General features: G+C 64.7%; 14 protein-coding genes. 10 read left to right on the top strand and 4 right to left on the bottom strand.

What is annotated here, in order from left to right; genetic code table 11:
* The first annotated feature begins 18 nt into the window (after positions 1-18).
* The 8 genes from M0R89_RS12970 to M0R89_RS13005 all read left to right on the top strand — a co-directional run bounded on the left by M0R89_RS12970 (position 19) and on the right by M0R89_RS13005 (position 5079).
* Positions 19-924, top strand: coding sequence for a DUF7319 domain-containing protein (locus M0R89_RS12970; protein WP_248649508.1), 906 nt, complete (start codon positions 19-21; stop codon positions 922-924).
* 85 nt (positions 925-1009) lie between these two features.
* On the top strand, positions 1010-1663 hold the full coding sequence (locus tag M0R89_RS12975; RefSeq protein WP_368408832.1) for a plastocyanin/azurin family copper-binding protein: 654 nt from the start codon (positions 1010-1012) through the stop codon (positions 1661-1663).
* 2 nt (positions 1664-1665) lie between these two features.
* Positions 1666-2052, top strand: coding sequence for a DUF7318 family protein (locus M0R89_RS12980; protein WP_248649510.1), 387 nt, complete (start codon positions 1666-1668; stop codon positions 2050-2052).
* A 2-nt stretch (positions 2053-2054) separates the two neighbouring features.
* Entirely contained in the window at positions 2055-2903 is an 849-nt protein-coding gene (locus M0R89_RS12985) for a ubiquinol-cytochrome c reductase iron-sulfur subunit (protein ID WP_248649511.1), read from the top strand.
* 3 nt (positions 2904-2906) lie between these two features.
* On the top strand, positions 2907-3710 hold the full coding sequence (locus M0R89_RS12990) for a cytochrome b (RefSeq protein ID WP_248649512.1): 804 nt from the start codon (positions 2907-2909) through the stop codon (positions 3708-3710).
* A gap of 3 nt (positions 3711-3713) precedes the next feature.
* The gene (locus tag M0R89_RS12995) at positions 3714-4493 is read left to right on the top strand and encodes a cytochrome b family protein (RefSeq protein ID WP_248649513.1); all 780 of its coding nucleotides are present in this window, start codon (positions 3714-3716) and stop codon (positions 4491-4493) included.
* Between the two features lie 18 nt (positions 4494-4511).
* Positions 4512-4832, top strand: coding sequence for a DUF7315 family membrane protein (locus tag M0R89_RS13000; protein ID WP_248649514.1), 321 nt, complete (start codon positions 4512-4514; stop codon positions 4830-4832).
* Positions 4825-5079, top strand: coding sequence for a DUF7314 family protein (locus M0R89_RS13005; RefSeq protein ID WP_248649515.1), 255 nt, complete (start codon positions 4825-4827; stop codon positions 5077-5079). Before M0R89_RS13000 ends, M0R89_RS13005 begins: the two co-directional genes overlap by 8 nt.
* Positions 5080-5608: 529 nt before the next feature.
* On the opposite strand, the gene M0R89_RS13010 is transcribed toward M0R89_RS13005, so the two are convergent.
* From M0R89_RS13010 to M0R89_RS13020, 3 genes are all read right to left on the bottom strand, one after another.
* On the bottom strand, positions 5609-6049 hold the full coding sequence (locus M0R89_RS13010; protein ID WP_248649516.1) for a DUF7313 family protein: 441 nt from the start codon (positions 6047-6049) through the stop codon (positions 5609-5611).
* A gap of 48 nt (positions 6050-6097) precedes the next feature.
* Positions 6098-6868, bottom strand: a complete 771-nt coding sequence (locus tag M0R89_RS13015; protein ID WP_248649517.1) for an NAD(+)/NADH kinase — start codon at positions 6866-6868, stop codon at positions 6098-6100.
* 176 nt (positions 6869-7044) lie between these two features.
* On the bottom strand, positions 7045-8355 hold the full coding sequence (locus tag M0R89_RS13020; protein WP_248649518.1) for a M28 family peptidase: 1311 nt from the start codon (positions 8353-8355) through the stop codon (positions 7045-7047).
* A gap of 198 nt (positions 8356-8553) precedes the next feature.
* Between M0R89_RS13020 and pdhA the strand changes: the two genes are divergently transcribed.
* Both pdhA and M0R89_RS13030 read left to right on the top strand, forming a co-directional pair.
* Positions 8554-9633: a pyruvate dehydrogenase (acetyl-transferring) E1 component subunit alpha gene (gene pdhA / locus M0R89_RS13025; protein ID WP_248649519.1), complete on the top strand. Its 1080-nt coding sequence runs from the start codon at positions 8554-8556 to the stop codon at positions 9631-9633.
* A gap of 169 nt (positions 9634-9802) precedes the next feature.
* Positions 9803-10654 (top strand): cytochrome c oxidase subunit 3, encoded by an 852-nt coding sequence (locus M0R89_RS13030; protein ID WP_248649520.1) that lies wholly within the window; start codon positions 9803-9805, stop codon positions 10652-10654.
* 727 nt (positions 10655-11381) lie between these two features.
* Here M0R89_RS13030 and coxB read toward each other — a convergent pair.
* A complete protein-coding gene (gene coxB, locus M0R89_RS13035; protein ID WP_248649521.1) occupies positions 11382-12101 on the bottom strand; it encodes a cytochrome c oxidase subunit II in 720 nt (239 codons plus the stop codon).
* Positions 12102-12212: the final 111 nt, after the last annotated feature.

Here is a 12212-nt window from a genome sequence, read left to right on the forward strand (position 1 = left end):
GGGTCTGACTTTCGGACAATGACCGACGCCTCGGACGACCCGGCGGGCGAGCGACCGGTCGATTCGCCGAGCGGGGCCGACGCGGGCGACCGGCCCGCCCCCGAAGAAGGGGCGGAGACTCGGGACCGCCCCGCAGGCGACGAGCGCGACCGACTCACGCCCGAGGAAATCGAGGAGAAGTACGACTTCGAGGACTTCGGGCCGCAGGACATGGCCGAGATGACCTACGAGGAGTGGGAGGCCGTCTTCGACCACGACTCGTGGATCACCGGCCGCGACCTGCTCGACAGGGTCGAGGCCGACCTCCAGAGTCGGGTCGCCGACCGCGACGTGTTCGCCGTGGTCGAGCGCATCGAACAGGAGGGCGAACCGCAACTGCTGGCGTACTCCGACGAGGGGTACGCCGTGGTCTACCCCGACGGGACAATCGAGGGGAGCGGCACCGTCCTCCGCGACGTGAAACCCTCGGTCGCTCTGGCCTCGATGGAGAGCTACGACGTGCCCGAGATGCCGGAGGGCGAGGTGCTTCCCGACCCCGCGGAGGTGCCGGAGGGGTCCGGGAAACTCGGCAACCAGTTGATGCAGGTCGTCGCCGCGGTCCACGTCCTCGCGGGCGTCGCACTGCTCGTGTCGTGGATAGCCGTCGGCCTCCCCATCATCGCAGCGGTGGCGGCGTTCGGCTTCCTCGCCTTCGGCGTGTTCGTCTTCCTCTTGGTGGCGAACGCCCGACTCTCCGACCGGTTCCGCGCCGAAGAGTACCGCAACCGCCTCCGGGCGGTCGGGTTGGATGACGAGAAGCGCCCCGACTTCCTCCCCGACTCCGACGCCGAGTCGTCCGATTCGCTCGCCGAGGAGACCGCCGACCCGGCCGACGGCGGGGCGGCGGAAACCGGAGTCTCGTCGGCCTCCGAGAGTGGGAACTAGACCCATACTCGGCGCGTCGGCCGCCGAAACACCGGTCCGGCGGCATCGGTGGCTTTAAGCAAGTCGTGTCCTGACTTTCAACTGTATGAAGAGGCGGGACTTTCTGATGGCAGCCACCGGTGTTGCGGGCGGCGGTGCCGCAGGGGCGACGGCCGCTGCGGCCCAAGAGACGACCACCACGTCGTCCGGCAATACCACTGCCTCTGGAAACGAGACCACGACTGCCGCCAACGGAACGACGACCAGCGGAGGCGCGTCCGGCGGTGGCGGTCCGACCAAAGAGGTGATAGTCGGTCCCGGCGGGAGCCTCGTGTTCGAGCCCGCCGAGATTACGATTGCAACGGGAACGACGGTGAAGTGGGTCTGGGAGTCGGACAACCACAACGTCGTCCCGTCGAGCCAACCCGAGGGTGCTGACTGGCAGGGGACGCCCGGCGCACCCAGTAAGACGTACAACACGGGCTACGAGTACTCCCACACGTTCAATACGACCGGAACGTTCGAGTACTACTGTCAGCCTCACGAGACCGCCGGGATGGTCGGTACCATCAACGTCAAAGAGAGCATCAGTAGCGGCGGCGGTGGCGGGCAGAAAGAGGCCAACCCCGAACACATGGGCGTTCCGTTCCAAGCCCACTTCGTCGGCCTCGCGACCCTGTTGATGATAGCCGTGTCGCTCGTCTACACGTTCTTCCTCCTGAAGTACGGCGAATCGCCGCACGCGAGTGGAGGTAACTAACGATGTCATCCACAGGCTCGACCTACGGCGACATTCACCGCTACGAAGCGGCGCGGGAGAGTACGGCCGCGGCCATCGCCATCGTCCTGCTGACGGTGGTCGAGGTCGTGTTCGTCGGTCTGTTCACGTACGGACTGGTGACCGGTTGGGGGTACAGCGAGATCGGGAACATGTACCTCGGGGGCGTCCTCGCGGTCATCTTCATCGACCTCGCGTTCATCCTCCTACTGTACCGCAAGGAGTTCCTCCCCGACGTGATGATCGTCAAGAAGCGCCGCCGCAAGTGGGAAGACCTCTACATCCGCGAGGAACAGCAGCACGGCACCGACTCGGTCGGTGACGCGTGGTCGCAGTTCAAACAGGCAGTGTACCCGTACTACAAACGATAACTATGGCAGGAGAAGACGATAAGTATCCCGAGAGCACAGGTCGTCGCCGCTTCGTGAAAGGCGTGGTCGGCAGCGCGTCCCTCGCGGGCGTCGGCACGGCCGCCGCGGCGGGTATCAACTCCACGACGTCGCCGACCGGCGCCGGCGGTGGCATCACGAAGTTCATGGCGATGGAGAACACCGCCGGTCCTGCGCCGCGCGGGATGCCCCAGATTCCGGTCGAGATAGACTCGGAGGGCTACCTGAAGGGCGTCTGGCCCGACGTGAAGACGGTTAAACAGCAGGGGCGAGAAGTGAAAGTCGCAGAGATGGAACTGGGCGGAGTGACGTACTCCGCCGAGTGGTTCCAGTACTGCGGCGTCCAGACGTACCCCGGCGTCCAACCCGACGCCGACCAGGACAACTACTTCCGATACTCCGGCAACTCGAAGTTCGAGTGGCAGAACGAGGAGGTCAGCGAAGGCAACAAGATTCACGTCGACGACTTCAGCGACTACGAGACGTGGGGCAACGGCATCGGACGAGACGGTCTCGGCAAACCCGCACAAGGGACGTGGCGCTCGCAGGACATCCCGCCGAGCGGCACGATGCCGATTCAGGTCATCCGTAGCACGCGGGTCGAAGAGATGGCCAAGGACAACGAGTGGCTGAAGGCCAGCACCCAGGAAGGATTCATTGCGAACTTGAACAAATGCACGCACTTTTGTTGCGTGCCGTCGTTCAAGGGTCTGGCAGGGTCCGCGGTGGCCAACGCACAGGACAAGATCTACTGTCAGTGCCACCAGTCGGTGTACGACCCGTTCAACATCGTGGAGAAATCGTTCGTGGCGCTCCCGCGACCGGAGGAATAACGAATGAGCTTAGAACGGAAAGACGAACACGACCACGGCGAGTGGATGAAGGAGAAGGATCTCACGCCGGTAGAGACGACGTTCCTGACCGCACTCATCTGGATGGACCAGCGGTTCCGGATCGTCGACTACCTCGAGATTCTTGAGACCCTCTACTACAGGGTCAACATGCAGATGCCCAAGAGCCACACCGAGCAGTACAACTTGGACAACAAGTTCTGGTACTGGTACCCGCTGTACGCGCTCGGTAGCTTCTCGACCATCGCGTACGGTGTAGCCGCGCTGAGTGGCGCGTTACTCGGATTCTACTACGCACCGGGGACCGTATCGGCGTCAGGTGACGCGTCGTTGGCCTACAACCAGTTGTCGTTCATCATGACCGAGTTGAACTTCGGATTCATGCTCCGGTCTATCCACCGGTGGGCGGCGCAGGTGATGGTCGCGGCAGTGTTCCTGCACATGATCCGGGTGTACTTCACCGGCGCGTACAAGGAGCCTCGTGAACTCAACTGGCTGCTGGGCATCATCCTCATCAGCCTGACTATGGTGTTCGGTTACTCCGGATACCTCCTCACCTGGGACCAGTTGGCGTTCTGGGCCAGCCAGATCGGCGTCGAGATGAGCCTCTCGATACCGCTCATCGGCGAGTGGGTCGCACAGCTGGTGTTCGGCGGGTTCAGTCCCGGAGCGGCGACGCTCCAGCGCATGTACATCATGCACGTGTTCCTGCTCCCGTTCGTAGTCACGACCCTCGTCGCGGTCCACATCGCCATCGTGTGGATTCAGGGCATCGCAGAACCCCACTAAACCATGTCAGACGAACAAGCAAAAACCGACGGAAGCGGAGAAGCACAGACGGACGGCGGCGGCACCGGCATTGTCCCGCCCGACGACGAGACCCCGACGTGGAGCGAGCGCAAGGAGCGCACACAGGGGCTCTCCCGACTGACCTACGAGTACTTCGAGCGTGCGCGCCGCGAGGACCAGGACCTTCGACAGGAGTCCAGTTACGTCGAGCGTGACGTGCTGGCGTTCCCGGTGTGGCCCCACGAGATGATCCGGAACCTCTCGTTGACGAGTTTCTTCGTCGGGATGATCCTCTTCCTGTCCGCGACGCTCCCGCCCCACCTCGGGGCGCCGGCCGACCCGAGTTCGACACCGGCGGTCATCCTGCCGGACTGGTACCTCTACTGGTCGTTCGGACTGCTGAAGCTGGGCCCGCTCAACCCCGAACTGGCGATCCTCGGCGGCGAGAAGTTGCTGTCCGACCGCGCCTACGGCGTCATCGCCAACGTCGTGGTGGTCGGGTTCATCGCCATGGTTCCGTTCCTGAACAAGGGGAGCGCGCGCCGCCCCGTCGAGCAGCCGTTCTGGGCCGCCGTCGGGATGGCCGGGTTCGTGTTCGCGTGGACCATCAGTGCAGTGTCCATCAAGAACCTCGTCCCCATCAACTCCCACTTGCTGTTCGACCTCGCGTTCCTGCTGCCGATTATCGCAGGCACCATCACCTACGCGGTGCTGAAGTCGATGCGCGAGGGGTACATGTTCGACCTCAACCGGCGGTACTACCGGCTCCGGCCGCCGAAGTGACGCCGCAGGATTTTCCTTATGAATTCGAGTACGGACAACGCCGACGTCGAGGGGGAGTCTCCCGACCGCGAAGTCGAGGTACCCATCGGGCTCTACAAGGTCGTCATCGTGTTCTCGACCATGTTCGCGGTGGCGTTCGTCGTGGGTGGGTTCATCGTCCTCGACACCGCGACGCGACGGGCGCGGCTCTCGCCGTCGGAGATGAACCTGCCGCTCGCGCTGCTCGGCGTGGCGATGATAGCGGCGGGCGGGGTCGTCTACGCCTTCGCGACCCGGTTCCGCGCCGAGGGAATGGGAAAACCTAAAGACGGCTCCGACGAACCATCAAACAATGGCTGACGAATTCGCTAAGGGATTCGGTATCCTGACGGGCGGCGGTCTCGTCTGGATGGTGCTGTCGGGTTGGTACACGACGCCGGGGTTCGAAGACACGCAACTCCTCGGTAAGATTCCCGGCAACCTCGACACCTACGGACAGTTCGCCATCATGCTCCGGGAGGTAATGTTCTGGTTCACCGTCCTCGGAGTAGTGACGTTCTGGGTCGTCCTCCCGGCGCTCGAAGAGCTTCGGGAAGCATCGTCGTAGAATCGCGCGGTCCGTATCTCTCGTTTCTTCGTTTCGCTAGCCGATGGCTCCGGAGCGGTCCGTGTCTCTCGTTCGTCTCGTGAGTGGGCGTTGCTCGACGGCATCTCAGCGCGCCACCGTCGGACCAGTGACCCCCCAATCGAGTCAGTGCGTCCGGGCCTGACCGCTCGACGCCCCGCCTGACCACCGAGCCGGTTCGCACAGCGACGAGGAGTGACTGACCGCTCTGGGTCGGACCTGTGTCGCTGTGGGCGACCTGCCGCGGTCGAGGCGGTCCCCGTCCGCGCGGAGCGCGTGTGGCGCGCGAACAGTTCGACTGAGCAGTAGACGCCGGATTCTCCGAGAGTGCTGTGAATCCGCCAGAAGGCAGGCAGACCTATGACCGACAGAACCGTGTGTTTTCCGAGTACCGTCGGCTGTACCTCGTTTGTCGCGACCCTTCGGAGGACGCCCTCGCCAACCGAAAAGAGCGGTCCGAGCGGTCGGCTGGTCGGGCAGAGAGCGAGGAAAAGTAACGAAGCGACCGGAGTTAGATGATGGAACTCCAGTACGGCTTGATGAGGAAGAACAGGCTGAGGTAGCCCGCGTAGAGGAACACGACGAACGAGGCCGTCAGCGCGCCCTTGGGACTCGACAGTCGCTCGTCGTTCCGGAGTTCGACTTCACGGGCCTCGAACTCGAAGAAGTCGGTGATGAAGAGGCCGATGACGAGTATCGAGAGGACCATCCCGGCGTGGTGGTGGAGACTCAGCAGGTAGAACGCCCCGAGGACCAGGGCGACGTTCGACACCTCGTGGAGCCAGTTGCGACTCAGTTCCTCGTCGTGGTCGTCGCTTCGGGCCTGCTTGCGGTAGTCCCTGTAGGCCCACCAGCGAGTGCCCATGTTGACCAACACGAGAGCGAACACCACGTACTCGACGATGTCCGCGAAGAGCGTGTCAATCGGTCCGAGCAGTGACAGCGGTTCCATACTGGATATTCGGAAAGCCGACGTATTATATCCTTTCCATTGCCGCCACTACCGCTCGAAGAACGGTCGGCTCTCGGCGACCCGGACCAGTTCGACCGCGCCGTCCTCCGCGACTTCGACCGTGGTGTGGGGCGGGACCGCGCGAACCTGCCGGTCGTCGAGCGACAGCGACACCTCGCCTTCGTCGCGCTCGACGGTCAACTCGACCGGGCGCTCGGCCGACACGACCCAGTTGTCGACGTCGACCGCGAACGGCGCGACCGGAACAACGCCGACGACGCCGGTGCCGGGTTCGAGAATCGGCCCGCCCGCGCTCCGGCCGTAGCCGTGGCTTCCGGTCGGCGTCGAGACGACGACGCCGTCGGCGCGGAACCGCGAGACCAGTTCGCCGCGCGACCGGACCGCGTACTCGGAGATGCGCGCGGGTTCGGCCGTCACGAGCATCACGTCCGCCATCGCGGGGCCGACGCGTTCGCCGCCGACCGCGACCGAGAGGACCGACCGCGTAACCGTCTCGAACTCGTCGGCGAGGAGAGACTCGACCGCCGTAGCGGCGGCGTCGGCGTCCACGCCGCCGTAACCCGGTCCGGCGTCGACCGGGAGAACCGGCACCTCGACGCCCTCTCGGACTGTTTCGAGCAGAGCGGTCTCGCCGACCGCGATGACCGCTTCGCGGTCGGCCGCGACGGCCTCACTCGCCGGGCCGCCGACGGCGTTCGCGTCGGCCTCGACCGAATCGCGTATCTCGTCGGCGAGCGCGCCGTCGCCCACGATTCCGAGCGTCGCGGTCCCGACCGCCTCGTCGTTCGGACTACCCATTGGGCGCCACTTGGTCGCCGTCCCTGAAAAGGGTACGGAGTCCGCGACGGCGCCGCGTGCGGCGGATGGCGGACCCGTCCGACGGCCCCGAGAGCGTTAGCAGGGCGAGATACGCGGCGGGCAGTACGTCGTCGGCCGGGGTCGGTCCGGCAGTCGTGCGAACGGGCGCTCCCGACCTACTCGCCGTACGGCCAGTCGCCGATTATCTTCATGCCCTCGGCTTGGTCTTCGTCCTCCAGCGCCGCGGCGATTTCCTCGGGGTCCTTGCGCGCCACTTCGAAGTCGTCGCTCGCGAGGCGGACGGTCAGTTCGGTCAGCAGGACCGCCTGCTCGCGGAGGTCCCGGACCTCCAACTTGTCGAGGGTGTCGGCGTAGGTGTGGCCCCATCCGCGGCCCTCGTCGCCGGTCTCGCTCATGACGTGGTAGCCCGGCACGCCCCACTTCACGTACGGCCAGTGGTCGCTGTGGGGTCCCTGTTCGGGGACGGTATTCACGGGGTGGCCGAGGTCGTCGCCCACCTCCTCCGCGGCGGCCTCGAGCGCGTCGAACCCGTGGGTGAAGAACGAGAGCGTCCGCCCGCGGACGACGCCGTCGTTGTTCACGATGGCCTCGATGGAGTCGAGGTCGCGGCTCTCGGCGTCTACCTCCGACCCCACGAGACCGACCTCCTCGGCCCCGTACGCGACGAAGTGGACCCTCGTGTCGAGTTCGTCCTCGCGCGCCGCGAGCGCCTTCGCCATCTCGACGACCATCGCCGTGCCGGCACCGTTGTCCATCGCGCCCTCCGCGATGTCGTGGGCGTCCACGTGACTCGTCACGAGGACCTCCTCGTCGGTGTCCGGTCCGAGTTCGGCGTGGACGTTCTGGCTGGTCGCCTCGTGGATGTCCGCCTCGACGGCCACCTCGACCTCCTCGCCCTCCCAGCGTCGTGAGAGCCGAGAGCCGACCTCCTTCGAGACGCCGACCGCGGGAACGTCGCCGATGGGGTCTTCGCCGGTCCCGACGCTGCCCGTCGGCGGTAGACAGCCCTCGACGTGGTTCCGGAAGACGAACGCGGCGGCGCCGCCCTCGACGGCGTAGTAGTACTTCTCGCGCCGGTGGATGAACCGGTCGTAGTAGTCGGGGACGTTCGACGCGACCATCACGACCTTCCCCTCGACGTCGGTCTCCTCGAAGTCCTCGGGCAGGCCGTACCCCAAATCGACGAGTTCGCCCGTCGCGCTCGCGTCGGGACTCCGCGGGAGCGCGATGGACTCCTGTGCAGTGTCGCCCGCGCGAATCTCGCTGTCGCCGCGGGTCCAACCCTGCACGTCGAACGCTTCGAGTCGGGCGTCCCGAGCGCCCGCCTCGGCGAGTGCGTCGCGCGTTCGCTCGGCCGCTTCGCGTTCGCCCTCGCTCCCGGCCATCCGGTCGCCGATGTCTACGAGCGTCTCCAAGTGGTTCCACCCGACGTCGCTGATGAACGTCTCACCGATCCACTGTGCCATACCTTCGCATGCAGTTCGTCGTAGCGTAAGTTTTTCGAATCGAAAATTCCGATGATTCTTCACTTCGCGGGCGATTTCGGAGCAGTAACGCGAAAGAACCTCAACGTTGCTTTTAAAGACATCGCTCGACGTTAGACATTTTGGCGGCCCAACAATACTTTATAACGCTGGGACTCCACTTCTTCATGGAAGTCGGTGATGGATGATATGGCAATACAGGCTCCCGACGTGACTCGCGTCGTCGATCTGGACGGCACCGTCGACGAAGGCACCGACCCCGACCTCTCGGAGTCGGCGGTAATCGACCTCTACCGACTGCAGGTACTCGCCCGGACGTTCGACGAGAAAGCCGTCAGACTCCACCGACAGGGCCGCATCGGAACCTACGCGCCGCTTCAGGGTCAAGAGGCCGCGCAGGTCGGCGCGGCGTACGCGCTCGCGGAGGCGGACTACTGCTTCCCGACGTATCGCGACCACGCGATGTACCTCACCCGGGGACTCGACCTCGAAGACGTGCTGGTCTACCTGCTCGGCGAAGGCAACTACGTGGACCGCGAGGACCCCGCTACTCTCCGGACCTTCCCGCCGACCATTCCCATCGCGACCCAACTTCCCCACGCCGTCGGGACGGGCATGGCGGCCGACTACCGAGGCGACGACTGCGCGACGCTGGTCAGTTTCGGCGACGGCGCGACCAGCGAGGGCGACTTCCACGAGGGGATGAACTTCGCGGGCGTCTTCGACGCGCCCACCGTCTTCTTCTGTCAGAACAACCAGTGGGCCATCTCGGTCCCGCGCGAGCGCCAGACCGCCTCCGCGACCATCGCCCAGAAGGCGCAAGCCTACGGCTTCGAGGGCGTCCGCGTGGACGGCAACGACGTGCTGGCGGTCTACGCCGCGGTGGAGGACGCGCTCGACGCCGCGAAGGCGGGCGAGGGACCGCGCCTCATTGAGGCGGTCACGTACCGACAGGGTGCCCACACGACCACCGACGACCCGTCGAAGTACCGGGACGACGAGGAGGTCGAGGAGTGGCGACGGAAGGACCCGGTGGAGCGAACTCGCGAGTATCTGGCGGACGCCCACGACTGGTCGGCGACCGACGAGGAGGAACTCCGGGAGTGGGCCGACCGGCGCGTCGCGGAGGCGGTGTCCAACGTCGAGGACCGCACCGGACTCGACGCGGACGCCATCTTCGAACACGTCTACGCCGAGACGCCGGCGAAACTCCGGCGTCAGCGCGAGCAAGTGGTGAACGACCCGGAAGTCGAGCGGTAGCGAGACGACGGGAATTCGGAGACACGAATCGAGCGACGGAAGACCACGAAAGTTCAGACCTAGAAGTCGAACGACGGACCCGGGGTGACCGCCACTCCCGTCTGGAGGTCGAATCGATTCGCGGACTCGTTCAGGTGCCTTTTTACTATTCGACCCGCAACGCTACGGTATGACAGTAGCGGACGATTCAGCAGAAGAGCACGGCCATCACCTCCCGGCCGTCGAGGACTGGCCTCGCGGCTTCGGCGAGGCGAGTTGGTGGCCCTTCGTCACCGCGCTCGGCGGTGCAGGCATCTACGTCGGTGCTGCACTGTTCCTGCTCGCCCAAGGACAGCAACCGATAGTCGACCCCCTCTACGGTCCGCTCGTGTTCGTCGGGGCGGTCGGTCTGTTCCTCGCGGGCCTGTACGGATGGGTTTACCACGCCTTCGTCAAGGCGTTCTGGTCGGGCGGCGGCCACGGAAACACCGGGCTCAGGTGGGGCATGATACTGTTCCTCGGGTCCGAGATAGCCACCTTCAGCGCCGGGTTCGTCTACTACTTCTTCATCCGCGTGGGCACGTGGTCCACCGAAGGGTTCCCGGAACTGCTGGGGTCGCTCGTGCTCGTCAACACCGCCCTGCTGGTGCTGTCGAGTATCACGCTCCACTGGGGCCACGTCGAACTCCGGAAGGGTAATCGCCGGAACTTCCTCGTCGGACTGGCCGCGACCCTCCTGCTCGGCATCGTGTTCATCGGCGGGCAGGTGCTGGAGTACTACGAGTTCATCCAGCACGAGCACTTCACCCTCACCTCGGGCATCTTCGCCTCCGCGTTCTACGGCCTGACCGGCCTGCACGGCCTGCACGTCTCGATGGGCGCGGTCCTCATCGGCATCGTGTTCATCCGCGCGCTCTACGGGCAGTACACCGCCGACCGCCACACGTCGGTCACGACGGTCTCGATGTACTGGCACTTCGTGGACGCGGTCTGGATATTCCTCGTCGTCGTGCTGTACGTCGGCTCGGAAGTCTCGCTGTAAGCGGTCCGCTTTTCACTCGTTCGTTCCCCGTCACTGTAGCCCGCGTAGACGAACGTCTATCGGTGGGTCCGCTCGACGACCACTGTCGCCGCCCCGTGTCGGCGTCATCGGTCGTTCGAGAGAGGAGGGTTGCCTCGGTTCCGTCCATCCGGCGGGCGTCTTCCGGACGTTCGTCTTCCGAGCGCGACCCGAATTGACGTGGTGTCTTCCTACCAGTCGCGAACTGAACCGGCGAGAACTCGACGTTCTCCCCGCGTCGCTGTGATACGGCGAGGATTCGCGGAGCGACGCGAGTCCCGGCGGTGAGTATTCACGGACGCCTCTCTGCGAAGTCGTACCGTGGTTCGTCTACCGTATCTCACCCTCGTGTTACGTTCCGAACCGCGGCCGTCTCGCGTACACCAGACCTGCGGGACACCCTACTGTCCGCGAGAACGGGACGGGAAACCGCCGAAACGCGGTGAACTTCTCGGACCGGAACTCGCCGCAATCGAGAGACCGGCGGTCTGGGTCGGAAAGTTCGGTGTCGCGGCCACCGTTGGAGACCGACTTCCCGCCCGTCGTGAGCGGTCGGAGTCGAGTTCTGAAGGGAGGAGGAAGCATCACGAGGCACCGCTACAATCTCGAAATGGAGGCCCGCGTGCGACGTCTACGTGCTCGTCGGCCGACTCGAGGCGACGCCGCTACGTTCGAAGGAGAGTCGGAAAATAGGAAAAAGCGGAACGCGTTAGCTCGAACTGTTGCCCCGTTGCTCGTCGAGCCAGTTCTGATACTCCTGCTGGGAGACGACTTTGACCTCGCCGAGCATCTTCGAGTGGCCGACACCGCAGTACTCCGCACAGTAGAGCTGGTAGGTCCCGGTCTCGGTGGGCTTCGTCTTGATGGTGTTGTGCGTGCCTGGGATGGCGTCCTGCTTCAACCCGAGTTCGGGCACGTGGAAGGCGTGGAGCCAGTCGGTCGACGTGACGTTGAGGAACACGTTCTGGCCCTTCGGTATGACGAGCGTGCCGGTAGTCGAGACGTTCTCGCCCTCGTAGTTGAATTTCCAGAGGTACTTCTGGCCGACGACTTCGACTTCGACGGCCTGCTGGCTCGGTTGGTACTCGCCGCTGGCGTTCGAGACGTAGCCGTTGGCCATCACGCCGTAGGAGGCGTAGCCGACGACCAGCAGGACCAGCGCGGTGGCGATGGTCCACGAGATTTCGAGGCGGCGGTTCTCCTTGGTGGGTTTGGGCTCGTCGTTCTTCCGGTACTTCCACACGGTGTAGATGAGGATGCCCTCGACCAGCACCGTGATGGGGATCGCCATGTACAGCAGTTGCGTGTTCAACGACTGAATCAGCGCTTCGGTCGTAGAGTCGTATCCCTGCGCCAGCACCGGGTCGGCGAACAGGGCGAGCGCCGCGACCCCCAGTAGCGTTGCGAACGCTGTCCGCTTGGAACTCATGCTGTTCCGGAATTAGGACGAGACTCATAAATACCTACTGACTTTCCCCGTCGGACGCGGGGTTCGCCGCCCCTGTCCCGCTCGATTCGGTTCTTCTAAATACGACGAGTA

Source organism: Halorussus limi, from assembly GCF_023238205.1.
In the GTDB taxonomy this organism is placed as follows: Archaea; Halobacteriota; Halobacteria; order Halobacteriales; family Haladaptataceae; genus Halorussus; species Halorussus limi.

What these genes read in the sequence shown, in the direction of transcription:
- M0R89_RS12970 (WP_248649508.1), top strand. Translation starts at nt 19, where the DNA reads ATGACCGACGCCTCGGACGACCCGGCGGGCGAGCGACCGGTCGATTCG.
- M0R89_RS12975 (WP_368408832.1), top strand. Translation starts at nt 1,010, where the DNA reads ATGAAGAGGCGGGACTTTCTGATGGCAGCCACCGGTGTTGCGGGCGGC.
- M0R89_RS12980 (WP_248649510.1), top strand. Translation starts at nt 1,666, where the DNA reads ATGTCATCCACAGGCTCGACCTACGGCGACATTCACCGCTACGAAGCG.
- M0R89_RS12985 (WP_248649511.1), top strand. Translation starts at nt 2,055, where the DNA reads ATGGCAGGAGAAGACGATAAGTATCCCGAGAGCACAGGTCGTCGCCGC.
- M0R89_RS12990 (WP_248649512.1), top strand. Translation starts at nt 2,907, where the DNA reads ATGAGCTTAGAACGGAAAGACGAACACGACCACGGCGAGTGGATGAAG.
- M0R89_RS12995 (WP_248649513.1), top strand. Translation starts at nt 3,714, where the DNA reads ATGTCAGACGAACAAGCAAAAACCGACGGAAGCGGAGAAGCACAGACG.
- M0R89_RS13000 (WP_248649514.1), top strand. Translation starts at nt 4,512, where the DNA reads ATGAATTCGAGTACGGACAACGCCGACGTCGAGGGGGAGTCTCCCGAC.
- M0R89_RS13005 (WP_248649515.1), top strand. Translation starts at nt 4,825, where the DNA reads ATGGCTGACGAATTCGCTAAGGGATTCGGTATCCTGACGGGCGGCGGT.
- M0R89_RS13010 (WP_248649516.1), bottom strand. Translation starts at nt 6,049, where the DNA reads ATGGAACCGCTGTCACTGCTCGGACCGATTGACACGCTCTTCGCGGAC.
- M0R89_RS13015 (WP_248649517.1), bottom strand. Translation starts at nt 6,868, where the DNA reads ATGGGTAGTCCGAACGACGAGGCGGTCGGGACCGCGACGCTCGGAATC.
- M0R89_RS13020 (WP_248649518.1), bottom strand. Translation starts at nt 8,355, where the DNA reads ATGGCACAGTGGATCGGTGAGACGTTCATCAGCGACGTCGGGTGGAAC.
- pdhA (WP_248649519.1), top strand. Translation starts at nt 8,554, where the DNA reads ATGGATGATATGGCAATACAGGCTCCCGACGTGACTCGCGTCGTCGAT.
- M0R89_RS13030 (WP_248649520.1), top strand. Translation starts at nt 9,803, where the DNA reads ATGACAGTAGCGGACGATTCAGCAGAAGAGCACGGCCATCACCTCCCG.
- coxB (WP_248649521.1), bottom strand. Translation starts at nt 12,101, where the DNA reads ATGAGTTCCAAGCGGACAGCGTTCGCAACGCTACTGGGGGTCGCGGCG.